Raw genomic sequence first — 24492 nt, 5'->3', positions numbered from 1 at the left:
CAGGCAGCGCCTTCCTTCCGCCAGCGCGTCAGAAGCCGAAGTCCTGCGTCCACCACGGGCCGCCGGTGCCGAAGTGGATGCCGACGCCGAGGGTGGTGTAGTCGCAGTTGAGGATGTTCGCCCGGTGCCCGGGGCTGTTCATCCAGGCGGTCATCACCGCCTGGGCGTCGGCCTGGCCGCGGGCGATGTTCTCGCCGCCCAGGTTGGTGATGCCGCGGGCCTTGGCGCGGTCCCAGGGGGTGTGACCGTCCGGGTCGGTGTGGTCGAAGAAGCCGCGGGCCGCCATGTCGTCGCTGAACGCCTGGGCCAGCCCGTCGAGGGAGGAGCTGGCGGTCAGCGGCTTGCAGCCGGCGGTCGCCCGCTCGTTGTTCACCAGGGTGAGGATGGCCGCCCTGGTGGCGGTCAGCGTGTCACTGCTCGGCTTCGTGGCCGGCGCCTTGGTGGCCGGCGTCCGCACCGGGGTGGTCGGCGCGGTGGCCGTACGGGTCGGCGTCGCGTGGGTACTCGCGGGCGGCGTGGTGGTGGCCGGCGTGGCGGACCCGGGGCGGGCGGACGGCGCGGTCGCGGACGGGGAGGGCGTACCGGGGGCCGAGGGGACGTTGGAGCCGGGTATGGGGGCGTCGGTGTCGCCCAGCGGTGACGGGTTGTCACTGCCGTCCTGTGCGAGGCCGCTGGGACCGTCGGCCTGGGTGTTGCCGTTGCCGCCGCCGTTGTAGGTCAGCTCGCCCGTCACTCCGGACAGCAGCCCGGACGACGCGGCGACCGCGCCGACCGCCATCACCGCGGATGTGGCCAGCAGCCCGGTGCGCACCGGGTGGTGCTTGCGGCGGCCGCGGTGGCCGCGCGGCGGGCCGGGCTGCGGCGCGGCAGGCTGCGCCTGACGGCTGTGTCGGCCCATCGAGTGCGCTCCTCAATGCTCACGGTGCCTCACCCGTTCGAGTGAAGTCCTGCTGCGGGGCGACTGTAGCGAATCACGCCCGCCGGTGCGGTGATCCGGTCGCAACCGGTGGCCGCCCGACCGGATAACCTCCCCGCATGAACGAAAATGTCCGGCTCACCGCCTGGGTGCGGGGCCGGGTGCAGGGGGTCGGCTTCCGGTGGTGGACCAGGGCGACCGCCCTGGAGATCGGCGGCCTGTCCGGCTACGCGGGCAACTTGGGCGACGGCCGGGTCCAGGTCGTCGCCGAGGGGGCCCGTGAGCGGTGCCAGCGGCTGCTGGACTGGCTGCAAGACGGCGACACGCCCGGCCGCGCCGACGGCGTCACCGAGATCTGGTCCGAGCCACGCGGCGGTTACGACGGATTCGAGATCCGCTGACGCCGTGTCGGGCCCTCGCGGCCGCCGCCGGGACGCGTCACCCGGGCGGCCGAGGTTTTGCGATCCGATGGGGATGACCGGTTGCCATACGACGGATGTCGTGTCAGGCTGCCCGCAGCGAGAATGATCTCGACGCCACGCGGGCAGCCCGCGGCGCCTTTGCGCCGTGTTTTCTGAGGCGCACCCGACGGCTGGGCTGTGATCGTGTTGACCGTCCCCATATTTGGTGAGACGCTGGAAGCCCCGCGCATCGTGGCTCCAAAGAATGTTCAGCGGCGGTCACGGCATACACCCTGCGCGGGCGTGTACCCCTCACCCACGACCCAAACCGCTTCGGTCGGTCACTCAGCGTGGAGGACCATCCATCATGGCAAAGGCGCTTCTCGGTTACGTCGGCGGTCCCGACCCGCGACTCCTCGCCGAGATGCGAAGGCTGCAGCAGCGTGTTCAGGACCTGGAATCCGAGCTCATCCGGATGCAGGCCCAGAACGACGCGCTGACTGTCGCGTCGCATGAAGAGTCGCTGCTCGGCATCGACGTCGCTCACGCGGAGCCCGTCCTGGCCTGATCCGGCGACCCCCGCCGGATCCGGTGTCCAGGACACCTGGGGCTGTGCAGCAGCTCACAGGCTGACACCGCAGAAACCGCAGTAACCGCAAGGGACGCTTCGGCGTCCCTTCGTCGTGGCACCCTCCCCCTCAAGACCGGCCCCTCGCCGCTCCTTACCGTCTGATGTGCCCTGCACATTCCCTGGTGAAACCGGAGGCGGCTAGTAGAGTCGGCGGGCGTGCATCTCAAGAGCCTCACGCTGCGCGGCTTCAAGTCCTTCGCCTCGGCGACGACGCTGCGCTTCGAACCCGGAATCACCTGCGTCGTCGGCCCCAACGGGTCCGGCAAGTCCAACGTGGTCGACGCGCTGTCCTGGGTGATGGGCGAGCAGGGGGCCAAGTCGCTGCGCGGCGGCAAGATGGAGGACGTCATCTTCGCCGGCACCACCGGGCGGCCCCCGCTGGGCCGCGCCGAGGTGTCGCTGACCATCGACAACAGCGACGGCGTCCTGCCGATCGAGTACGCCGAGGTCACCATCACGCGGATCATGTTCCGCAACGGCGGCAGCGAGTATCAGATCAACGGCGACACCTGCCGGCTGCTGGACATCCAGGAGTTGCTGTCCGACTCCGGCATCGGCCGCGAGATGCACGTCATCGTCGGCCAGGGCCAGCTGGACTCGGTGCTGCACGCCGACCCGATGGGCCGCCGTGCCTTCATCGAGGAGGCGGCCGGCGTCCTCAAGCACCGCAAGCGCAAGGAGAAGGCGCTGCGGAAGCTGGACGCGATGCAGGCCAACCTCGCCCGGGTCACCGACCTCACCGGCGAGCTGCGCCGCCAGCTCAAACCGCTCGGCCGGCAGGCCCAGGTCGCTCGCAGGGCCGCTGTCATCCAGGCCGACCTGCGCGACGCCCGGCTGCGGCTGCTGGCCGACGACCTGGTCACCCTGCGCGAGGCGCTGCGCGCCGAAGTCGCCGACGAGGCCGCGCTGAAGGAGCGCAAGGAGGCCGTCGAGGCGCAGCTCGCCGACGCCGTCCGGGGCGAGGCCCGGCTGGAGGAGCAGGTCCGCGAGCTGACCCCGCGGCTCAACGAGGCGCAGGCCACCTGGTACGCGCTGTCGCAGCTGACCGAGCGGGTCCGCGGCACCGTCGGCCTGGCCGAGCAGCGGCACCGGCACGCCACGAGCCAGCCCGCCGACGAGCGGCGCGGCCGCGACCCGGAGGACATGGAGCGCGAGGCCGCCCGTATCCGCGAGCAGGAGGCCGAACTGACCGAGGCTCTGGACGCGGCGCAGCGGGCCCTGGACGACACCGTCGGCCACCGCGCCGAGCTGGAACGGCGGCTGGCCGAGGAGGAGGGCCGGCTGCGTACCGCCGCCCGGGCCATCGCCGACCGCCGCGAAGGGCTGGCCAGGCTCAGCGGCCAGGTCAACGCGGCCCGCTCCCGGGCCACCTCCGCGGAGGCCGAGATCGGCCGGCTCACCGCGGCCCGGGACGAGGCCCGCGACCGGGCGGAGTCCGCGCAGGCCGAATACGAGGAACTGCGCGCCCAGGTCGAAGGGCTCGACGCCGACGACTCCGCGCTCGAAGAGCGCTTCGAGGCGGCCCGCGCCGAGCAGGCCGCCGCCGACGAGGACTTCACCGCCGCCCGGGAGGCGGCCACGGCCGCCGAGCGCCGCCGCGCCGCGGTCGCCGCCCGCCGCGACGCGCTGGCCCCGGCGCTGCGCCGCAAGGACGGCAGCGGCGCGCTGCTGGCCGGCGGCGCCGACGGGTCCGCGGGACCGCTCTCCGGGGTGCTCGGCTCGGCCGCCGCCCTGCTGCGGGTCGCCCCCGGCTACGAGGTCCCGGTCGCCGCCGCGCTCGGCGCCGCCGCCGACGCGGTCGCGGTCAGCGGCCTGTCCGCCGCGGCCGAGGCGCTGCGGCTGCTGCGCAAGGAGGACGCGGGCCGCGCCGCCCTGCTGCTCGGCGGAGCGCCGGACGAGGACCGAACCGTGGCCGCGCCGCCGGCCGGTGGGCGCTTCGCCGTGGACCTGGTGAGCGCCACCGGCGAACTGATGGCCGCGGTCAGGGTGCTGCTGCGGTCCGTCGTGGTCGTGGACTCGCTGGAGGACGCCGAGGCCGTCGTCGCCGCCCGCCCCGACCTGACCGCCGTCACCGCCGAGGGCGACCTGCTGGCCGCGCACACCGCGGTCGGCGGCAGTGCCAAGGCGCCGAGCCTGCTCGAAGTCCAGGCGCAGGTGGACGAGGCGACCGCTGAGCTGGCCCGGCTCGAAGAGCAGTGCGCACAGCTGGCGGACCGCCAGCAGCAGGCCAAGGAGCGGCGCTCGGCCGCCGCGGGGACGGTCGACGAGCTGGGGCGGCGGCGCCGGGAGGCGGAGAAGGCCAAGTCCTCGGTCGCCCAGCAGCTGGGCCGGCTCGGCGGCCAGGCCCGTGCCGCCGCGGGCGAGGCGGACCGGGCGGCGAGCGCGGTCGGCCGCAGCGAGGAGTCGCTCGCCGCGGCCCGGGAGGAGTTCGAGGAGCTGTCCTACCGGCTGAGCGAGGCTCAGGAGGAGCCGGGCGAGGAGGAGCCCGACACCTCCGTACGCGACCGGCTCGCCGCGGACGGCGCCAACGCCCGGCAGACCGAGATGGAGGCGCGGCTCCAGCTGCGTACGCACGAGGAGCGCGTCAAGGGCCTGGCGGGCCGGGCGGACGGCCTGGACCGGGCCGCCCGCGCCGAGCGGGAGACCAGGGCCAGGGCCGAACGCCGCCGGCTCCGGCTGGCCTACGAGGCGTCGGTGGCCGCCGCAGTACGCGACGGGGCCCGCGGCCTGCTGGACTGCGTCCAGGTGTCGCTGGCCCGGGCAGAGGCGGAACGCGCGGCCGCCGAGCAGGCCAGGGCCGAGCGCGAGGCGGAGCTGGGCCAGGAGCGCCGCCGCGGCCGGGAGCTGAAGGGCGAGCTCGACCGGCTGACCGGCGACGTCCACAAGGGTGAGGTGCTGGGCGCGGAGAAGCGGCTGCGGATCGAGCAGCTGGAGGGCAGGGCCCTGGAGGAGCACGGCATGGAGCCGGCCGGGCTGGTCGCCGAGTACGGCCCGGACCAGCCGGTGCCGCCCTCGCTGCCGGCCGAGGGCGAGATCCTGCCCGAGGACCCGCAGGACCCGCGCAACCTGCCGCGGCCCTACGTCCGCCCCGAGCAGGAGAAGCGGCTCAAGGCGGCGGAGAAGGCGTACGCGCAGCTCGGCAAGGTCAACCCGCTGGCCCTGGAGGAGTTCGCGGCCCTGGAGGAGCGGCACAAGTTCCTCACCGAGCAGCTGGAGGACCTGCGCAAGACGCGGGCCGACCTGCTCCAGGTGGTCAAGGACGTCGACGAGCGGGTCGAGCAGGTCTTCACCGCCGCCTTCCACGACACCGCCCGGCAGTTCGAGGGCGTCTTCTCGCGCCTTTTCCCTGGTGGCGAGGGGCGGCTGCTGCTCACCGACCCGGACAACATGCTCACTACAGGAGTCGAGGTTGAGGCCAGGCCGCCCGGGAAGAAGGTCAAGCGGTTGTCGCTGCTGTCGGGTGGTGAGCGCTCGCTGACCGCGGTGGCGATGCTGGTGTCGATCTTCAAGGCACGGCCGAGTCCGTTCTACGTGATGGACGAGGTCGAGGCCGCGCTGGACGACACCAATCTGCAGCGGCTGATCCGGATCATGGAGGAGCTTCAGGAGAGCTCCCAGCTCATCGTCATCACCCATCAGAAGCGGACGATGGAGGTGGCTGACGCCCTGTACGGCGTTTCGATGCAGGGCGACGGTGTGTCCAAGGTGATCAGCCAGCGGCTGCGGAACGGAAAACAACGCACCGCCTGACGGCGCACTTCATGTGGTGACCGGCACCGTGCCGGCCGGCACGTGAAGGTCCGGTCTTCGTGGGAGGGCCGGCCGCCGGGCACGAGGAGCCGAAGTGACCAGCACCGCACAAGCGTCCGGGACCGATGATCGCGCACCGGCCCCGGTCCACTTGGGCCATATCATCTTCATCGCCGCGGCCGCCGCCATGGGCGGCTTCCTGTTCGGCTACGACAGTTCCGTCATCAACGGCGCCGTCGAAGCCATCCGTGACAAGTACGGCATCGGGTCGGGCACCCTCGCCCAGGTCGTGGCCATCGCGCTGATCGGCTCGGCCATCGGCGCCGCCACGGCCGGCCGGATCGCCGACCGCATCGGACGTATCCGCTGCATGCAGATCGCCTCGGTGCTCTTCACCATCAGCGCGGTCGGCTCCGCGCTGCCCTTCGCCCTGTGGGAGCTGGCCTTCTGGCGGATCGTCGGCGGCTTCGCCATCGGCATGGCGTCGGTCATCGGCCCCGCGTACATCGCCGAGGTCTCGCCGCCCGCGATACGAGGCCGGCTCGCCTCGTTCCAGCAGGCCGCGATCGTGCTCGGCATCGCGGTGTCGCAGCTGGTGAACTACGGCATCCTGCAGGGCGCGAACGGCGACCAGCGCGGCAAGATCATCGGTCTTGAGGCCTGGCAGCTCATGCTCGGTGTGATGGTCGTCCCCGCGGTGGTCTACGGGCTGCTGTCCTTCGCCATCCCCGAGTCGCCGCGCTTCCTGCTCGCGGTCGGCCGCACCGCCGACGCCAAGGCGGTGCTCGCAGACGTCGAGGGCAAGGACATCGACCTGGACGCGCGCGTCACCGAGATCCAGACCGCGATGCACCGCGAGCACAAGTCGAAGTTCACCGACCTGCTCCGCACCCGCTTCAGCTTCCTGTCCATCGTCTGGATCGGCATCGGCCTGTCGGTCTTCCAGCAGCTGGTCGGCATCAACGTGGCCTTCTACTACTCCGCGACGCTGTGGCAGTCCGTCGGCATCGACCCGAGCAGCTCCTTCCTCTACTCCTTCACCACTTCCATCGTGAACATCATCGGCACCGCGATCGCGATGGTCTTCGTGGACCGGATCGGCCGCCGCCCGCTCGCCCTGATCGGCTCCAGCGGCATGGCCGTCGCGCTCGCCCTCGAAGCGTGGGCCTTCTCCTCCAAGCACGGCTCCACGCTGCCCAGCGCCCAGGGCACGGTCGCCCTGGTCGCCGCGCACGTCTTCGTGCTCTTCTTCGCACTGTCCTGGGGCGTCGTGGTGTGGGTCTTCCTCGGCGAGATGTTCCCGAACCGGATCCGCGCCGCCGCCCTCGGCGTGGCCGCGTCCGCCCAGTGGATCGCCAACTGGGCGATCACCGCGAGCTTCCCGACCCTCGCGGACTGGAACCTGTCGGGCACCTACGTCATCTACACCTGCTTCGCGGTGCTCTCCATCCCCTTCGTGCTGATCTTCGTCAAGGAGACCAAGGGCAAGACACTGGAGGAGATGGGATAGGGACAGGGCACGGGCCCGCCCGGGTATCGGGCGGGCCCGGCGGCCCGCGTACCCGATACTGGGGAGGTTATGGAAACCGTCATCCTTGTCGTAGTCATCGCCCTGGTCGTGATCCTGGCGGCCGGCGGCCTGGTGGTGGGCAGCCGCCGCAAGAACAAGCAGCTGCCGCCGGCCGCGCCGCCGAGCCCCCCGAAGATCACCACGCCCCCCGCGGAACCGCATGTCGGGGAGGAGGCCGAGGCCCCGCAGGAGGAATCCCGCAGGACCGTCGAAGAGGTCCCCCTGCCCGGGGCGACCGCCGCGCCCGAGGCCCTGGAGGAGGTGCAGGTCCCGCCGGCGCCGGTCATCGAGCAGCCGGATCCCACCGCCGGCCGGCTGGTCCGGCTGCGCTCCCGGCTGTCCCGCTCCCAGAACACCCTGGGCAAGGGCCTGCTGACGCTGCTGTCCAGGGAGCGCCTGGACGACGAGACCTGGGAGGAGGTCGAGGACACCCTCATCACCGCCGACGTCGGCGTCGCCCCGACCCAGGAACTCGTCGAGCGGCTGCGCACCCGGGTGCGGGTGCACGGCACCAGGACCCCCGCCGAGCTGCGCGCCCTGCTGCGGGAGGAACTGCTCACGCTGGTCGACCCGGCCCTCGACCGTGTCCTGCACACCGAGAGCCACGAGGAGTCCCCGGCGGTCGTGCTGGTCGTCGGGGTCAACGGCACCGGCAAGACCACCACCACGGGCAAGCTCGCCCGGGTGCTGGTCGCCGACGGCCGCAGCGTCGTGCTCGGCGCCGCGGACACCTTCCGTGCCGCCGCCGCCGACCAGCTGCAGACCTGGGGCGAGCGGGTCGGCGCGCGGACGGTACGCGGTCCCGAGGGCGGCGACCCGGCCTCGATCGCCTTCGACGCCGTCAAGGAGGGCATCGCCGAGGGCGCCGACACCGTCCTGATCGACACCGCGGGCCGGCTGCACACCAAGACCGGCCTGATGGACGAGCTCGGCAAGGTCAAGCGGGTGGTCGAGAAGCACGGCCCGGTCGACGAGGTGCTGCTCGTGCTGGACGCCACCACCGGTCAGAACGGCCTGGTGCAGGCGCGGGTCTTCGCCGAGGTGGTGGACATCACCGGCATCGTGCTGACCAAGCTCGACGGCACCGCCAAGGGCGGCATCGTGATCGCCGTCCAGCGCGAGCTGGGCGTCCCGGTCAAGCTGGTCGGCCTGGGCGAGGGCGCCGACGACCTGGCCCCCTTCGAGCCCGAGGCCTTCGTGGACGCGCTGATCGGCGACTAGGCCGCCGCCGGCTGGCCGGCGAGCCGGACAGCCGTGAGCCGGACATGCGTAAGGGGCACCCACCAGGGCGGGTGCCCCTTACGCATGGTCGAACGGCCGCCAGGGCGCGAGCCACGGGGCGCGCCGGTCAGGCGCAGGCCCGGTCCCGGTGGCAGACGAAGGCGAGCGTGCCGAGCAGCAGCCTGGCCTCGGGGGGCTGCGCGGCGGCCTCCGGCAGCGGCTCGCGCAGCCAGCGGACCGGGCCGAGGCCGCCGAGGTCCGACGGGGGAGCGGTGACATGGCCGCCGGGGCCCAGGCAGCGCAGGTCCAGCTCCGCGTCGTCCCAGCCCATCCGGTACAGCAGATGCGGCAGTTCCGCGGCGGCGCCCGGCGCGACGAAGAACTGCGCACGCCCCGCGGGAGTCAGCAGGACGGGCCCGAGCCGCAGCCCCATCCGCTCCAGCCGCACCAGTGCCCGCCGGCCCGGCGCCTCGGCCACCTCGATCACGTCGAAGGACCGCCCGGTCGGCAGCAGCACCGCCGCGCCCGGCACCCGCGCCCACGCCTCCGCGGCGCCGGCCGGCGCCGCGCCGGCCGGGATCTCGTCGGCGAAGGGCAGCGGATGCGCGCCGGGCAGCCCGCACCCGGCGTCCCCGCACGAGCAGGGCCCGCCGCCGCGGGCGACCCGCGCCCCCGGCACCACCGCCCAGCCGCAGCGCCCGGCGTACTCGCCGACCGTGGTGCACACCCCCGCGTGCGTCCGCCGGCGCACTCCGGTACGCACCGCGGGTCGTGCCCCTGCACCGGGGACCTCCCGTACGCCGTTCCGCTGCTGCCGCGACTCCCGCATGCTGCCGATCGTGAACACCATGACACCTCCAACGGATCGCCGCCGCGATGGTTACGCACCCGCCCGACCGCGTGCGACCGGCATGTGTCAAGTGAATCGTGCGGAGTCGCAACCGAGTTCATTCGAAGGGGTGGCGAATGGTGGCGTTTCCCCACACCTGGTCGCCGGACGAGTGAGGGTGGGACTACTTTCAGTTCGTGAGGTCATGGCAGTGAACCGCTCGCGGCCTGTGCATGTGCCACAGGCACGTCCATGCGGTCCATGGCCACCGGCCCGGCCGCCGACACTTTCGGCAACCGGCGGACAGGACCCGGCGGACCCTGGTAATCACTGGGTCGACGGGTCGAGCGAGACCGGGATGGGGGCTTGACCGTGGGCGGCACAGCAGACAAGCAGCCCAATGCGCAGCTGAGTTCGTGGTTCGTGCGCAGCGGCTGGTCCAAGGGGGAGCTGGCTCGCCAGGTCAACCGCAGGGCGCGCCAGCTGGGCGCCCACCACGTCAGCACCGACACCTCCCGGGTGCGCCGCTGGCTGGACGGCGAGCAGCCGCGCGAGCCGATACCGCGCATCCTGTCCGAGCTGTTCTCCGAGCGGTTCGGCAGCGTCGTCCCCGTCGAGGACCTGGGCCTGCGCTCGGCCCACCAGCCGCAGGCCGGCGGGGACGTGGACCTGCCCTGGACCGGCCCGCAGACCGTCGAGCTGATCAGCGAGTTCTCCCGCAGCGACCTGATGCTCGGCCGCCGCGGCTTCCTCGGCGCCTCGCTGGCGCTCTCCGCCGGACCCGCGCTCGTCGAGCCCATGCAGCGCTGGCTGGCGCCGGCCTCCCAGACCGGCCCCGCGGCACCGCCGGCCGCCCTGCGCGACGGCGGCCGGCCGTCCCGGCTGTCCGAGCAGGAGCTGCAGCTGCTGGAGTCCACCGCCGAGATGTTCCGCGTCTGGGACAACCAGTGCGGCGGCGGCCTGCGCCGCAAGGCCGTGGTCGGCCAGCTGCACGAGGTCACCGACCTGCTCCAGGAGTCGCACACCGAGGCCGTCGGCCGCCGCCTCTACCGCGTCACCGCCGACCTCGCCGCGCTGGCCGGCTGGATGAGCTACGACGTGGGGCTGCAGCCCACCGCCCAGAAGTATCTGGTGCTCGCGCTGCACGCGGCCAAGGAGGCGGGCGACCGCCCGCTCGGCGCCTTCGTGCTGTCCTCGATGAGCCGCCAGATGATCCACCTGGACCGCCCCGACGACGCCCTGGAGCTCATCCACCTCGCGCAGTACGGCAGCCGCGACTCCGCGAGCGCCACCACCCAGGCCATGCTGCACGCCCTCGAAGCCCGGGCGTACGCCAACATGGGCCAGGTCAACAAGTGCCACCGCGCGGTCCGCGCCGCCGAGGACACCTTCACCGAGTCCCGCCCGACCGAGGACCCGAGCTGGATCAGCTTCTTCAACGAGTCAGAGCTGCACGCGGAGAACGCGCACTCCTACCGCGACCTGGCCTATGTCGCGGGCCGCAGCCCCGCTTACGCCTCGCTCGCCCACCCGGTGATGGAGAAGGCCGTCGAGGGCTTCAGCAACGACACCATCCACCAGCGGGCCTATGCCCTCAACCTGATCGGGCTGGCCAGCGTCCACCTGCTGCAACAGGAACCCGAGCAGGCCGCGCATTTCACCGAGCAGGCCATGACAGTCGCCAAAAGGGTCAGGTCGGAACGGGTCAACACCCGAATCCGCAAAACCACCGACACCGCCGTCCGGCACTTCGGCGACGTCCCCGCGGTCGTACAGCTGTCCGACCGGCTCGCGGTCGAACTGCCCGAGGTGGCGGAGACCGCCTAGCGCACGGCCGCCGGGCACCGCGGCCCCAGGCCACCCGGCGATCTCTGTCCCCACCCGTATACATCTTTCACCGAACCGGGGGACGGTTCATCTCCACGTAACACACGCGACTTCTTCGTCACGACGGTGAAACACCTTGCGGCATCGGCGGAAACCCGGCTCAGCCAATCTCAAGGCGAAAACCGGCCCACCACTGCACCGCCCGCTCGGGCCGTTCGGATGACGAGGAGACGCCGATGGCACCAGCCATCTTCACACTGGCCGCAGATGCGCCCAAGCTCGACTCCGGCAATACCGCATTTCTGCTGCTGAGCTCCGCGCTGGTGATGCTGATGACACCGGGGCTGGCGTTCTTCTACGGCGGTATGGTCCGGGTCAAGAGCGCCCTGAACATGCTGATGATGAGCTTCATCAGCCTGGGGATCATCACTCTGCTGTGGACCGGCTACGGATTCAGCTTCGCCTTCGACAGCGATCACGGCGGATTCATCGGCGGCACCACCTGGCTCGGCCTGCGCGACATCGCTCCCGATGACCTGTGGGGGGCCACCGGTACGCCGATATTCGCCTTCGCCGCCTTCCAGCTGATGTTCGCGATCATCACTCCGGCGCTGATCAGCGGCGCGCTCGCCGACCGCGTCAAGTTCGTCGCCTGGGCGGTCTTCATCGCCCTGTGGGCGACGCTGGTCTACTTCCCCGTCGCCCACTGGGTGTGGGGCGGCGGCTGGCTGATGAAGAAGGGCGTCATCGACTTCGCCGGTGGCACCGCGGTCCACATCAACGCCGGTGCGGCCGCGCTGGGCGTGATCCTGGTGATCGGCAAGCGGGTCGGCTTCAAGCGCGACCCGATGCGCCCGCACAGCATGCCGTGGGTCATGCTCGGTGCCGGTCTGCTGTGGTTCGGCTGGTTCGGCTTCAACGCCGGCTCCGAGATCACCGCCGACGGCGTCGCGTCCACGGTCTTCATCAACACCCAGATCGCCACCGCGGCCGCCATGATCGGCTGGCTGCTCTACGAGCGGGTCAGGCACGGCTCCTTCACCACCCTGGGCGCCGCGTCCGGTGCCGTCGCCGGTCTCGTCGCGATCACCCCGTCCTGCGCCTCGGTCAGCCCGCTGGGCGCCATCGCGGTCGGTGTCGTCGCCGGTGTGATCTGCGCCGCCGCGGTGGGCCTGAAGTACCGCTTCAACTACGACGACTCGCTCGACGTGGTCGGCGTCCACATGGTCGGCGGTATCGTCGGCTCGCTGCTGATCGGCCTGCTGGCCACCGGCGGTGTCGGCCAGGACGTCAAGGGCGTCTTCTACGGCGGCGGGTGGCACCAGTTCGGCATCCAGGCCATCGGTGTCTTCTCCGTCCTCGGTTACTCCCTGGTCGCCTCCGCGATCCTCGCCAAGGCCATCGACATGGTGATGGGCTTCCGGGTTCCCGAGGAGATCGAGATCAGCGGCATCGACCAGGCCGAGCACGCGGAGACCGCGTACGACTTCGCCGGCATCGGCAGCACAGGACACGCGGCGGCGCCCGCAGGCGTCGGGCCCGCGTCGAGCAAGAAGGTGGACGCGTGAAGCTCATCACCGCGGTCGTGAAGCCGCACCGCCTGGACGAGATCAAGGAAGCCCTGCAGGCCTTCGGGGTCCACGGCCTGACCGTGACCGAGGCCAGCGGGTACGGCAGACAGCGCGGCCACACCGAGGTCTACCGCGGCGCCGAGTACACCGTCGACCTGGTGCCGAAGATCCGCATAGAGGTCCTCGTCGAGGACTCCGACGCCGACCAGCTCATCGAGGTCGTGGTGAAAGCGGCCAGAACAGGCAAAATCGGAGACGGCAAGGTGTGGAGCCTCCCGGTCGACACGGCCGTCCGGGTCCGTACCGGCGAGCGCGGACCCGACGCGCTCTGATCCCCCGAACCCAGCGTGGAGAACGAGTGACCGACAGCGTCGAAGCGCAGGACGACAGTTACGCGGCGGCCCGGCTGCGCCTCCTCACCGAGGAGGCGCGGTCCGGGCCGCCGCGCCGCGCGGCCCTGGCCGCACTCACCGACCGCTGGCTCGGCGGACTCGCGACCGACGCCGCCGCGGCCACCGGCACCGGCGGCTGGGCCCTGCTCGCCGTCGGCGGCTACGGCCGCGGCGAGCTGTCGCCGCGCAGCGACCTGGACCTGGTGCTGCTGCACGACTCGGAGAAATCCGTCGGCGCCCTCGCCGACCGGCTCTGGTATCCGGTGTGGGACCTGGGCCTGGCCCTCGACCACTCGGTGCGCACCCCCGACGAGGCCCGCAAGGCCGCGGCCGACGACCTCAAGGTCCAGCTCGGCCTGCTCGACGCCCGCCACCTCGCCGGCGACACCGCGCTCAGCTCCGCCCTGCGCACCTCGGTGCTCGCCGACTGGCGCAACCAGGCGCCCAAGCGGCTGCCCGCGCTGCTCGAGCTGTGCCAGGAGCGGGCGGAACGCCAGGGCGAGCTGTCCTACCTGCTCGAACCCGACCTCAAGGAGGCCCGCGGCGGCCTGCGCGACGCCACCGCGCTGCGGGCCGTCGCCGCCTCCTGGCTGGCTGACGCGCCGCGCGAGGGCCTGGAGGAGGCCCGTACCCGGCTGCTGGACGCCCGCGACGCCCTGCACCTGGTCACCGGGCGGGCCACCGACCGGCTCGCCCTCCAGGAGCAGGACCAGGTCGCCGCCGCGCTCGGCCTGCTCGACGCCGACACCCTGCTGCGCGAGGTCTACGAGGCCGCCCGGCGGATCGCCTACGCCTCCGACGTCACCTGGCGGGAGGTCGGCCGGGTGCTGCGGGCCCGCGACGCCCGGCCCCGCCGCCGGCTGCTCGGCCGCAGCAGGAGCGTCCCTGCGGGCAACGCACCCGAGCGCGTACCGCTGGCCGAAGGAGTCGTGGAGCAGGAGGGCGAGGCGGTGCTCGCGCTCGCCGCGAAGCCCGACCGCGACCCCGTCCTGCCGCTGCGCGCCGCCGCTGCCGCCGCCCAGGCCGGCCTGCCGCTGTCGCTGCACGCGGTGCGGCGGCTGGCCGCGGCGGCCCGGCCGCTGCCCGTGCCGTGGCCGGCGGAGGCCCGCGAGCAGCTGCTGACGCTGCTCGGCGCGGGCGAGTCCACCGTGCAGGTGTGGGAGGCGCTGGAGGCCGAGGGCCTGATCACCCGGCTGCTGCCGGACTGGGAGCGGGTCCGCTGCCGCCCGCAGCGCAACGCGGTGCACCGCTTCACCGTCGACCGGCACCTGGTCGAGACCGCCGTGCAGGCCGCCGGCCTGACCCGCCGGGTCGGCCGCCCCGACCTGCTGCTGACCGCGGCCCTGCTGCACGACATCGGCAAGGGCTGGCCCGGCGACCACAGCGAGGCCGGCGAGGTCATCGCCCGCGACGTCGCGACCAGGATCGGCTTCGGTACCGCCGACGCCGACACCCTGGCGCTGCTCGTACGCCACCACCTGCTGCTGATCGACACCGCGACCCGGCGCGACCTGGACGACCCGGAGACCGTTCGCGCGGTCGCCGGCACCGTACGGGACACCTCCACGCTGGAGCTGCTGGCCGCGCTCACCGAGGCCGACGCGCTGGCCACCGGTCCCGCCGCCTGGAGCACCTGGCGGGCCTCGCTGCTGGCCGAGCTGGTGGAGCGGGTCGCGGCGGCGCTGGACACCGGCGACGTGCCGGAGGCCGCGGACCGCGACTCCACCGCGGAGGAGGAACGCCTCGCCATCGAGGCCGCCCGCACCGGCGGCCCGGTGCTCGCCCTGCACGCCCACGCCGAGCCCGACGGCGAGGGCGAGGCCCTGGACGAGGGGCTGGGCGTGGAGCTGCTGCTCGCCGCCCCCGACCGGCCCGGGCTGCTCGCCCAGGCCGCCGGCGTCCTGGCGCTGCACCGGCTCGGCGTCAGGGCCGCCGACCTGCGGGCGGTCGACCCGGTGGGGGAGGGCCAGGTCGCGCTGCTCAGCTGGCGGGTCTCGGCCGAATACGGCGCCCTGCCGGAGACCGCCAGGCTGCGGGCCGACCTGGCGCGCGCCTTCGAAGGCACCCTGGACATCGAGGCCAGGCTCGCCGAGCGGGAGGCTGCCTACCCCCGGCGGCGCGGCATCACCCCGCCGCCACCCCGGGTCAGCGTCGCGCCCGGCCACACCTCGCAGACCGCCACGGTGATCGAGGTGCGCGCCCACGACGCCCCCGGCCTGCTGCACCGCATCGGCCTGGCGCTGACCGCGACCGGGGTCACCGTCCGCTCGGCGCGTATCTCCACGCTGGGGGCCAACGCGGTCGACGCCTTCTACGTCGTCGGCAAGGACGGCAGCCCGCTGTCCCCGCCACGGGCGGCGGACGTGGCCCGCCAGGTGGAGGCGGCGCTGCGCTGAGCCCGGCCGAGAGTCCTACCCGGCGGCTGCTTGCGCCGGGCAGGACCGGCTCGGTCCCCGGGCCGGATACCCTGGAAGGCGATCGTCTCCGCCCCCGACCCCGAGGATCTGCGACCACCGTGTTCGACACTCTGTCTGATCGCCTCGCGAATACCTTCAAGACCCTCCGGGGGCGCGGCCGTCTGTCCGAGGCGGACATCGACGCCACCGCGCGCGAGATCCGGATCGCGCTTCTCGAGGCGGACGTGGCGCTGCCCGCCGTGCGCGCCTTCATCGCCAACGTCAAGGAACGCGCCTCCGGGGCCGAGGTCTCGCAGGCGCTGAACCCCGCCCAGCAGGTCATCAAGATCGTCAACGACGAGCTGATCACCATCCTGGGCGGCGAGACCCGGCGGCTGCGCTTCGCCAAGCAGCCGCCCACCGTGATCATGCTGGCCGGCCTCCAGGGCGCGGGAAAGACCACGCTGGCCGGCAAGCTCGGCAAGTGGCTGCAGGGCCAGGGCCACACCCCGCTGCTGGTCGCCTGCGACCTCCAGCGGCCGAACGCCGTCAACCAGCTCAGCGTGGTCGCCGAGCGCGCCGGCGTCGCGGTCTACGCGCCCGAGCCCGGCAACGGCGTCGGCGACCCGGTCAAGGTCGCCAGGGACTCGATCGAGTTCGCCACCTCGCGGCAGTACGACATCGTGATCGTCGACACCGCGGGCCGCCTCGGTGTCGACCAGGAACTGATGCGGCAGGCCGCGGACATCCGCGACGCCACCCACCCCGACGAGATCCTCTTCGTCGTCGACGCGATGATCGGCCAGGACGCGGTCAACACCGCGGAGGCCTTCCGCGACGGCGTCGGCTTCGACGGCGTGGTGCTCTCCAAGCTCGACGGCGACGCCCGTGGCGGTGCGGCCCTGTCGATCGCGCACGTCACCGGCAAGCAGATCATGTTCGCCTCGAACGGTGAGAAGCTGGACGACTTCGACGCGTTCCACCCGGACCGGATGGCGTCGCGCATCCTGGGCATGGGCGACATGCTGTCGCTGATCGAGAAGGCCGAGCAGACCTTCAGCCAGGCCGAGGCCGAGAAGATGGCGGCCAAGCTGGCGAAGGGCCCCAAGGAATTCACGCTGGACGACTTCCTGGCGCAGATGGAGCAGGTCCGCAAGATGGGCTCGATCTCCAAGCTGCTCGGGATGCTGCCGGGCATGGGCCAGATCAAGGACCAGATCAACAACCTGGACGAGCGGGACGTCGACCGCACCGCGGCGATCATCAAGTCGATGACCCCGGGCGAGCGTGCCGACCCGCACCTGATCAACGGCTCCCGCAGGGCGCGTATCGCCAAGGGCTCGGGTGTCGAGGTCAGCGCGGTCAAGAGCCTGGTGGAGCGGTTCTTCGAGGCGCGCAAGATGATGTCCCGGATGGCCCAGGGCGGCGGCATGCCCGGGATGCCGGGGATGCCCGGCATGGGCGGTGGTCCGGGGCGGCAGAAGAAGCAGCAGAAGCAGGCCAAGGGCAAGCGGCAGAGCGGCAACCCGATGAAGCGCAAGGCCGACGCGGCCGCCGCCGCCGCGCGCCGCGAGGAGCAGCATCAGGACGGGGGCGCCGAGCAGGGCGGCGGCAGCCCGTTCGGCCTGCCGGGCGGCGGCAAGGACTTCGAACTGCCCGACGAGTTCAAGAAGTTCATGGGCTGATGCGGGCGCCTTTCGGCGTCGCGGGATGATGGGTGCATGCGCGTATCGATCAGAGAACCCAGGTCCAGTGACACCGAGGCGCACCGCAGTGCGGTGCTGCGGTCGGTCGAGCATCTCTCGCCGTGGAATCCGGTGGAGCCGGACGGCCTGCCCGAGCTGCTGCGGCGGCAGGGCGCCGGCCTGCGGACCTTCCTGATCTTCGACAACGAGGACGGCGGCATCGTCGGCAAGTGCAATGTCGCCAACATCGTGCTGGCCCGCTTCCGCAACGCCGCCCTCGGTTACGACAGTTACGTGCCCTACAACGGGACCGGCCGGATGACCGAGGGCCTGCGGCTGGTGGTGGACCGCTGCTTCGCCGCCGAGCCGGGCGGCCTCGGCCTGCACCGGCTGGAGATCAGCGTCCAGCCGGACAACGTCCGCTCGGTGGCGATGGCCAAGCGGCTCGGCTTCCGGCACGAGGGGTTCTCGCCGCGGATGCTGTTCATCAACGACGCCTGGCGCGACCACGAACGCTTCGCCATGACCGCGGAGGAGTGGCCGGGCCTCTAGCCGGGCATCAGCCGCGCTTCCGGCCGGCCCCGGCCGCGGCTCAGCCGAGCAGCGGGGCCAGGCCGCCGTCGCGGCGGGCCAGCGCCTCCAGCTCGTCCAGCGCGCGCACCGCCCGCCCGGCCGCCTCCGGGTCCCGCGCCGCCAGCCCGCTCGCGGCGAACTCGTCCTCGTCCAGCCGCAACACCAGGCTGCCGTCGGCCGACACCCACAGGTCGAGGTCCAGGTCCTCCGAGGTGAGCACGCCCGCCGCGACCATGACCGGCCGGGCGACATCGCAGTACCAGCCCTTGGGCACGCCGCGGGCGTCCCGCACCTCCTTGACCGCGTACCACCGGTCGCGCCAGTAGTGCTCGGTGAACAGGTCGCCGGGCTCGAAGCGCACGAAGCCGAAGTCGCGCACCTGCGGCAGCGACCAGGGTGCGGTCACGGTCACCTGGACACCGTCGTCGGCGACCACGGTGGCGGGGTAGCGGACCTTCTCACGGCCGGCCTTGACCAGGCGCACGGACGCCGGGGCGCCGGGCGGCAGGAGGGTGGTGGGCATGCCCTCACCCTTGCCGATACCGCGCCTGGCGGCCACCGGGTTTCCTGTCGGGCGGGTCAGACGCGGGCGATCAGATAGCGGAAGACGTTCTCCATCCGGACCGTGCCGTCCGGACGCCGGTAGGGGTGCAGGGCCTCGGCGACCTCCTTCTCCACCTGCTGCTTGTCGGTGGCGGCCACCGCCGGGTCGAACAGGCCGGTCGACAGCAGGCCGCGTACCGCGCTCGCCTGGTTCTGGTAGCCGAACGGGCACGACACCCGCCCCGAGCCGTCAGGCCGCAGCCCGGCGCCCCTTGCCAGGTCCTCCAGGTCGTCCCGGCCGCTGAGCCGCGGTGCGGGGGCGGCGGGGCCGCGGGGTTCGGCGAGCCGGGTGGCGACCTTCAGCACCCTGGCGGCCGAGCAGCGTTCCGGCGGCCCCCAGCCGGCCAGCACCACGACGCTGCCCGGGCGGGTCACGGCGGCGACGGCCGCCAGCGCGGGCCGCAGCTCGTCCGCGGGGGTGGCCGGGTCCAGGGCGGTGACGACGTTGTGGCCGCCCGCGCGCAGGTCCTGCGTTCCGGGTGCGCCGGCGCGCAATGAGGGCGGTGCGGCGGTCGTACGCGCGCCCCGCGGTAAGGTACCGGGTCTCTTCGGTCCGGCGAGTCTTTCCCCCGCCAGGCGCAGCCGGTCGGGGTCGGCGTCGTATCCGGTGACGGCCGCGCCGCGGGCCGCCGCGAGCAGCAGCGCGAGGCCGGAACCGCAGTTCAGGGCGAGGAGCCCGGTGCCGGGACCGACGTCGAGCCGGTCGTGCACGGTGTCGTAGAGCGGTACGAGCATGCGTTCCTGGATCTCCGCCCAGTCCCGTGCCCGGTCGTGGTGTGCCGTCGCCGGCCTGGATCCGCGATAGAGGGTAGGTGCCATCGAAGCCCCAATCAGCCACGCTTCGCCGTGTTCCCCCCAGGGAATGTGTGCCGTTTTCGCCCCCCGAGAGCCAGACAACTGCTCTTTGCCCGTGGCGTCCAGGGCCCGGGGGAGTCGTTTTTCACCCGTTCCGCGGCCGGTTCCACGGGCGTAACCGATTCACGCTGCGGGGGCGGCGGCACGTACCATCGCCCCATGGCAAAGGCTCCCGTTCTCACCCCCCAGGCGGACGACTTCCCGCGCTGGTACCAGGACCTGATCAACAAGGCAGAGCTGGCCGACAACGGCCCGGTCCGCGGCACCATGGTCATCAGGCCGTACGGCTACGGCCTGTGGGAGCGGATGCAGCAGGACATGGATCTGCGGATCAAGGAAGCGGGCGCGCAGAACGCGTACTTCCCGCTCTTCATCCCGCAGTCCTACCTGACTCGGGAGGCCGAGCACGTCGAGGGCTTCGCGCCGGAGCTGGCGGTCGTCACGCACGCGGGCGGCAAGGAGCTGGACGAGCCGATCGTGGTGCGCCCCACCTCCGAGACGATCATCAACGAGTACTTCTCCAAGTGGGTGCAGAGCTACCGGGACCTGCCCCTGCTGATCAACCAGTGGGCGAACGTGGTGCGGTGGGAGCTGCGCCCCCGGCTCTTCCTGCGCACCACCGAATTCCTCTGGCAGGAGGGCCACACCGCCCACGCCACCTACGAGGACGCCCGCGACTACGCCTCGCTGATCCAGCGCGAGGTCTACGCCGACTTCATGACCAACGTGCTGGCGATGGACGTGGTGCTGGGCCGCAAGACGGTCAAGGAGCGCTTCGCGGGGGCGATCAACACCCTCACCCTCGAAGGCATGATGGGCGACGGCAAGGCCCTGCAGCTGGGCACCAGCCACGAGCTGGGCCAGAACTTCGCGAAGGCCTTCCACACGCAGTACCTGTCCAAGGACGGTGCCCAGGAGCACGTCTGGCAGACCTCCTGGGGCAGCACCACCCGCATGATCGGCGCGCTGGTGATGATGCACGGCGACGACAACGGGCTGCGGGTGCCGCCGCGGCTGGCCCATGTGCAGGTCGTGGTGCTGGCGATCAAGGGCGACGACGAGGTCGTGGCCAAGGTGCGGGAGATCGGCGACCGCCTCAAGGCCGCCGGGCTGCGGGTCGTGGTCGACGACCGCACCGACACCCCGTTCGGCCGCCGGGCGGTCGACTGGGAGCTCAAGGGCGTGCCGGTGCGGGTCGAGGTCGGCCCGCGCGACCTGGAAGCGGGCACCGCGGTGCTGGCCCGGCGCATCCCCGGCGGCAAGACGCCGGTCTCGATCGACAGCCTCGCCGAGCTGCTGCCCGCCGTGCTTGAGGAGGACCAGGCGCACCTGCTGCGCGAGTCCCGCGAACGTCGGGAATCCCGCACTGTGGACGTCGCGACCATCGAGGAGGCGGCCGAGGCCGCCGCCACCGGCTGGGCGCGCATCCCGTGGGCCGACCTCGGCCCGGAGGGCGAGGCGAAGCTCGCCGAGCAGGGCATTTCGGTGCGCTGCCTGGTCACCAAGGACGGCGGGGTGCCGGACGCGGACGACACTCCTGGCACGCTGGCGATCGTCGCGCGGGCGTACTAGCGGGCGTACTGCGGCCGCGGACGGCCGCCGGTGTCCGCTGACCGAAAACCGATGTACGTAATACGTGGTTCGTCCAACGTTGGGGCGGGTGCGCGGGTTCTCCACTGTCCTCCGCACCCGCCCTGCGTCATGCCCATCCACGCCCATCCACGGCGCATCATCCGGAACTGACCGATCAGTGCAAATTAATTGGGCTGGCCCGGAATCGGAACACCGGGAGCGCCCGGCTCGTTGTCACGGCGTGAGCACGACACCACCTGTCCTCGCCGCCGAGCTGGCAGTCGCGTGGGCCGACATTCAACGGCACCACCCCGAGCTGCCCGATCTGGCCGCCCCCGAGTCCCTGATCGGAGAGTCGTCATCCGCCTGCGGAAACGCGCTCTCCTTCGAAAGGCTGCTGCATGAGGCCGTGCACGGGATCGCCGCAGCCCGCGGCATCCGTGACACCTCGCGTGCCGGCCGCTACCACAACCGCCGATTCCTGGCCATCGCCGACGAGATGGGCCTCGACCACGCGGAGGAGCCGCATCCCAGCAGCGGGTTCTCGCTCGTGGTGATGCGCCCGGACACCCGGAAGCGATACCGGGCGACCATCGACCGGCTGCAACGCGCCCTCAAGGCCCACACCGTGGCCACCACGGCGGACACCGCGAGCTCCTTCCGCGGGCCCGCCGCACGCCATGGGTCTTCGGGCGGCGGAGTGCGGGTCAAGGCGGTCTGCGACTGCGGGCGCAATGTACGCGTCGTGCCGTCCGTCCTGGCCCAGGCGCCGATCATGTGCGGGGCCTGCGGGCAGCCGTTCCGTATCCCGGAGGTCGTGGGCGCCGCCTGAGTGTGGCAGAATGTCCAGCTGAGAACTCGACAGCCGTGCAGGAACCCTCTCTCCTTCGGCTGACGCGTCCATCGGGCGCAACGACTCCCACAACCCCACGTGGAGGTCCGCTGTGCCCAAACACGTCAATTCCAGGAGAACCCACTCCCGTGGCAGTCAAGATCAAGCTGAAGCGTCTGGGCAAGATCCGTTCGCCTCACTACCGCATCGTCGTCGCCGACTCCCGTACCCGCCGTGACGGCCGGGCCATCGAGGAGATCGGTCTGTACCACCCGGTGCAGAACCCGTCGCGCATCGAGGTCGACTCGGACCGCGCCCAGTACTGGCTCTCCGTCGGCGCCCAGCCGACCGAGCCGGTGCTCGCCATTCTCAAGCTCACCGGTGACTGGCAGAAGTACAAGGGCCTTGAGGCCCCCGCGCCGCTGCTGGTCGCCGAGCCGAAGGCCGACAAGCGCGCCCTGTTCGAGGCCGCGGCCAAGGACAGCGCCGACGAGCCCAAGGGTGAGGCGATCACCCCCAAGGCGAAGAAGGCCGACAAGAAGTCCGACGACACCGCCGAGGCCCCGGCCGCGGCTGAGTCCACCGAGGCCTGAGCGTGCTTGAGGAGGCTCTTGAGCACCTCGTGAAGGGCATCGTCGACAACCCCGACGATGTGCAGGTGGACATGCGCACCCTGCGCCGCGGCAGCGTGCTTGAGGTCCGGGTACACCCCGACGACCTCGGCAAGGTGATCGGCCGCAACGGCCGTACCGCCCGCGCGCTGCGCACGGTGGTGGGCGCGCTCGGCGGCCGTGGTATCCGCGTCGACCTGGTCGACGTCGACCAGGTGCGCTGAGCACCGGCCGTACCGCACGGAAAACCGGCTCGGGCCGGGGGTGGCGATGCCGCTCCCGGCCCGAGCTGTATGCCGTACGACCCCGGTGTCGTGCGGCATGGACGACGCAGGACCCGGACCAGGTACGAGAGGTGAAGCGCTCCATGCAGCTGGTAGTCGGCAGGATCGGCCGCGCCCATGGCATCAAGGGCGAGGTGAGCATAGAGGTGCGTACCGACGAGCCGGAGCTGCGGCTCGCGCCGGGCGCCGTGCTGGCCACGGACCCGGCCGCCACCGGACCGCTGACCATCGCCACCGGGCGGGTGCACAGCGGGCGGCTGATGCTGCGCTTCGAGGGCGTCAGCGACCGCACCGGCGCCGAGGCGCTGCGCAACACGCTGCTGATCGCCGAGGTGGACCCGGCGGAGACCCCGGAGGACCCCGAGGAGTTCTACGACCACCAGCTGATCGACCTCGACGTGGTCACCGTCGACGGCCGCGAGATCGGCAGGATCGCCGAGATCAGCCACCTGCCGTACCAGGACCTGCTGGTCGTCCGGCGCCCGGACGAGACCGAGGTGCTGATCCCCTTCGTCGCCGAGTTCGTGCCCGAGATCGACCTGGAGGAGCAGCGCGCGGTGATCGACCCGCCGCCCGGACTGCTGGACGACGAGATCCAGGACACCGCGGAAGCGGCCGGCGACAGCACGGTGGACGGCGGCTGAGATGCGGATCGACGTCGTCACGATCTTCCCCGAGTATCTCGACCCGCTGAAGGTCTCGCTGGTCGGCAAGGCCCGCGCCGCAGGACGGCTGGACGTCCAGGTGCACGACCTGCGCGACTGGGCCCACGACCGGCACAACACCGTCGACGACACCCCGTACGGCGGTGGCCCGGGCATGGTGATGATGACCGGGCCGTGGGGCGAGGCGCTGGACGAGACCATGGCCATCGGTTACGAGGCGGGTGCCTGCCATCCCGCGCTGGTCGTCCCCACCCCGAGCGGGCGGCCCTTCACCCAGGCACTCGCCGCGGAACTGTCCGCGCGGCCCTGGCTGATCTTCGCCCCCGCCCGCTACGAGGGCATCGACGCCCGGCTCACCGCCGAGTACCGCACCAGGGTGCCGGTGTACGAGGTCTCCATCGGCGACTACGTCCTGGCCGGCGGCGAGGCGGCGGTGCTGGTCATCACCGAGGCGGTGGCCCGGCTGCTGCCCGGCGTCCTCGGCAACGCCCAGTCGCACCGGGACGACTCCTTCGCGCCGGGCGCCATGGCCGACCTGCTGGAGGGGCCGGTCTTCACCAAGCCCCCGCAGTGGCGCGGCCGCGGCATCCCCGAGGTGCTGCTCAGCGGCCACCACGGCAAAATCGCCCGCTGGCGGCGGGACGAGGCACTGCGGCGTACGGTCGCCAACCGGCCCGACCTGGTGCGACGTTGCGACCCGTCCGTCTTCGACCGGCGAGACCGGGAGATGCTCAGCATCCTGGGCTGGCAGCCGGGCCCGGACGGACGATTTGGGCCGAGCCCCTACGCCGTGGAAGAATGAGCGGCTGCTGCCCGTCCGGCGCGCGCCCCTGCCACAGGGGGAACGACGCCCGCCGGCACCGGCGGCCCACCCATGACGAACCACCACGTTCCGTCGATGACCTGTGGCATCGGCGAGGAAAGCAGACATCACCATGACCAACCTGATCGAGAGCCTCAACGGCGCCTCGCTGCGCACCGACATCCCGGCCTTCCGCCCGGGTGACACCGTCAACGTCCACGTGCGGGTCATCGAGGGCAACCGCTCCCGTGTGCAGCAGTTCAAGGGCGTCGTCATCCGCCGTCAGGGCGCGGGCGTCAGCGAGACCTTCACGGTCCGCAAGGTCAGCTTCTCCGTCGGTGTCGAGCGCACCTTCCCGGTGCACACCCCGATCGTCGAGAAGATCGAGGTCGTCACCCGCGGCGACGTCCGCCGCGCCAAGCTGTACTTCCTCCGTGAGCTGCGCGGCAAGGCCGCGAAGATCAAGGAGAAGCGCGACAACTGAGCCGTAGCGGTATCCAGGGGAC

At 72.2% G+C, this 24492-nt stretch carries 22 protein-coding genes; 18 read left to right on the top strand and 4 right to left on the bottom strand.

The genetic code is table 11. The annotated features are described in order from the left end of the window. Window positions 1-28: 28 nt before the first annotated feature. Window positions 29-898, bottom strand: a complete 870-nt coding sequence (locus OG702_RS10035) for a CAP domain-containing protein (protein WP_327288509.1) — start codon at window positions 896-898, stop codon at window positions 29-31. A 137-nt stretch (window positions 899-1035) separates the two neighbouring features. On the opposite strand from OG702_RS10035, the gene OG702_RS10030 reads away from it, so the two are divergent. From OG702_RS10030 to ftsY, 5 genes are all read left to right on the top strand, one after another. Then, complete coding sequence (locus OG702_RS10030; RefSeq protein ID WP_327288508.1) at window positions 1036-1317, top strand: acylphosphatase; 282 nt, start codon at window positions 1036-1038, stop codon at window positions 1315-1317. Between the two features lie 367 nt (window positions 1318-1684). Next, window positions 1685-1885: a hypothetical protein gene (locus OG702_RS10025; protein ID WP_073500413.1), complete on the top strand. Its 201-nt coding sequence runs from the start codon at window positions 1685-1687 to the stop codon at window positions 1883-1885. A gap of 219 nt (window positions 1886-2104) precedes the next feature. Continuing rightward, window positions 2105-5698 carry a chromosome segregation protein SMC gene (gene smc / locus OG702_RS10020; RefSeq protein ID WP_327288507.1) on the top strand — a complete coding sequence of 1198 codons (3594 nt, stop codon included), beginning with the start codon at window positions 2105-2107 and terminating at the stop codon, window positions 5696-5698. Window positions 5699-5792: 94 nt separating this feature from the next. Continuing rightward, window positions 5793-7208: a sugar porter family MFS transporter gene (locus OG702_RS10015; protein WP_327288506.1), complete on the top strand. Its 1416-nt coding sequence runs from the start codon at window positions 5793-5795 to the stop codon at window positions 7206-7208. Between the two features lie 69 nt (window positions 7209-7277). Further along, complete coding sequence (gene ftsY, locus OG702_RS10010; protein WP_327288505.1) at window positions 7278-8489, top strand: signal recognition particle-docking protein FtsY; 1212 nt, start codon at window positions 7278-7280, stop codon at window positions 8487-8489. A 127-nt stretch (window positions 8490-8616) separates the two neighbouring features. Here the strand turns inward: ftsY and OG702_RS10005 are convergent, their stop codons facing one another. Beyond that, complete coding sequence (locus OG702_RS10005; RefSeq protein ID WP_327288504.1) at window positions 8617-9339, bottom strand: bifunctional DNA primase/polymerase; 723 nt, start codon at window positions 9337-9339, stop codon at window positions 8617-8619. Window positions 9340-9684: 345 nt separating this feature from the next. Here OG702_RS10005 and nsdA point away from each other — a divergent pair, with 345 nt between their 5' ends. The 6 genes from nsdA to OG702_RS09975 all read left to right on the top strand — a co-directional run bounded on the left by nsdA (window position 9685) and on the right by OG702_RS09975 (window position 17741). Beyond that, window positions 9685-11145: a transcriptional repressor NsdA gene (gene nsdA / locus OG702_RS10000; protein ID WP_442814360.1), complete on the top strand. Its 1461-nt coding sequence runs from the start codon at window positions 9685-9687 to the stop codon at window positions 11143-11145. 236 nt (window positions 11146-11381) lie between these two features. Next, window positions 11382-12713, top strand: a complete 1332-nt coding sequence (locus OG702_RS09995) for an ammonium transporter (protein WP_327288502.1) — start codon at window positions 11382-11384, stop codon at window positions 12711-12713. Beyond that, window positions 12710-13048, top strand: a complete 339-nt coding sequence (locus tag OG702_RS09990) for a P-II family nitrogen regulator (protein WP_259441229.1) — start codon at window positions 12710-12712, stop codon at window positions 13046-13048. The genes OG702_RS09995 and OG702_RS09990 overlap by 4 nt, the downstream gene beginning before the upstream one ends. A gap of 26 nt (window positions 13049-13074) precedes the next feature. Further along, the gene (locus OG702_RS09985; protein WP_327288501.1) at window positions 13075-15504 is read left to right on the top strand and encodes a [protein-PII] uridylyltransferase; all 2430 of its coding nucleotides are present in this window, start codon (window positions 13075-13077) and stop codon (window positions 15502-15504) included. 119 nt (window positions 15505-15623) lie between these two features. Beyond that, window positions 15624-17189 (top strand): signal recognition particle protein, encoded by a 1566-nt coding sequence (gene ffh, locus OG702_RS09980; protein WP_327288500.1) that lies wholly within the window; start codon window positions 15624-15626, stop codon window positions 17187-17189. 36 nt (window positions 17190-17225) lie between these two features. Beyond that, window positions 17226-17741, top strand: coding sequence for a GNAT family N-acetyltransferase (locus OG702_RS09975; RefSeq protein WP_327288499.1), 516 nt, complete (start codon window positions 17226-17228; stop codon window positions 17739-17741). A gap of 40 nt (window positions 17742-17781) precedes the next feature. Here OG702_RS09975 and OG702_RS09970 read toward each other — a convergent pair whose 3' ends face one another. Together OG702_RS09970 and OG702_RS09965 are read right to left on the bottom strand one after the other, a co-directional pair. After that, window positions 17782-18285, bottom strand: coding sequence for a DUF402 domain-containing protein (locus OG702_RS09970; RefSeq protein WP_327288498.1), 504 nt, complete (start codon window positions 18283-18285; stop codon window positions 17782-17784). A 56-nt stretch (window positions 18286-18341) separates the two neighbouring features. Next, entirely contained in the window at window positions 18342-19184 is an 843-nt protein-coding gene (locus OG702_RS09965) for an SAM-dependent methyltransferase (RefSeq protein WP_327288497.1), read from the bottom strand. 195 nt (window positions 19185-19379) lie between these two features. On the opposite strand from OG702_RS09965, the gene proS reads away from it, so the two are divergent. The 7 genes from proS to rplS all read left to right on the top strand — a co-directional run bounded on the left by proS (window position 19380) and on the right by rplS (window position 24470). Continuing rightward, entirely contained in the window at window positions 19380-20792 is a 1413-nt protein-coding gene (proS, locus tag OG702_RS09960) for a proline--tRNA ligase (RefSeq protein WP_327288496.1), read from the top strand. A gap of 241 nt (window positions 20793-21033) precedes the next feature. Then, window positions 21034-21624: a hypothetical protein gene (locus tag OG702_RS09955; protein WP_327288495.1), complete on the top strand. Its 591-nt coding sequence runs from the start codon at window positions 21034-21036 to the stop codon at window positions 21622-21624. A 149-nt stretch (window positions 21625-21773) separates the two neighbouring features. Continuing rightward, complete coding sequence (rpsP, locus tag OG702_RS09950) at window positions 21774-22217, top strand: 30S ribosomal protein S16 (RefSeq protein ID WP_327288494.1); 444 nt, start codon at window positions 21774-21776, stop codon at window positions 22215-22217. Window positions 22218-22219: 2 nt separating this feature from the next. After that, window positions 22220-22459: an RNA-binding protein gene (locus OG702_RS09945; protein ID WP_033173065.1), complete on the top strand. Its 240-nt coding sequence runs from the start codon at window positions 22220-22222 to the stop codon at window positions 22457-22459. Window positions 22460-22602: 143 nt separating this feature from the next. Then, window positions 22603-23163: a ribosome maturation factor RimM gene (gene rimM, locus OG702_RS09940; protein WP_327288493.1), complete on the top strand. Its 561-nt coding sequence runs from the start codon at window positions 22603-22605 to the stop codon at window positions 23161-23163. A gap of 1 nt (window position 23164) precedes the next feature. Then, a complete protein-coding gene (gene trmD / locus OG702_RS09935; RefSeq protein ID WP_327288492.1) occupies window positions 23165-23986 on the top strand; it encodes a tRNA (guanosine(37)-N1)-methyltransferase TrmD in 822 nt (273 codons plus the stop codon). A gap of 133 nt (window positions 23987-24119) precedes the next feature. Further along, window positions 24120-24470, top strand: coding sequence for a 50S ribosomal protein L19 (rplS, locus tag OG702_RS09930; RefSeq protein WP_327288491.1), 351 nt, complete (start codon window positions 24120-24122; stop codon window positions 24468-24470). Window positions 24471-24492: the final 22 nt, after the last annotated feature.

It is taken from the genome of Streptomyces sp. NBC_01198, assembly GCF_036010485.1.
Lineage (GTDB): Bacteria > Actinomycetota > Actinomycetes > Streptomycetales > Streptomycetaceae > Actinacidiphila.
This window is presented reverse-complemented; position numbering and strand designations above follow the sequence as displayed.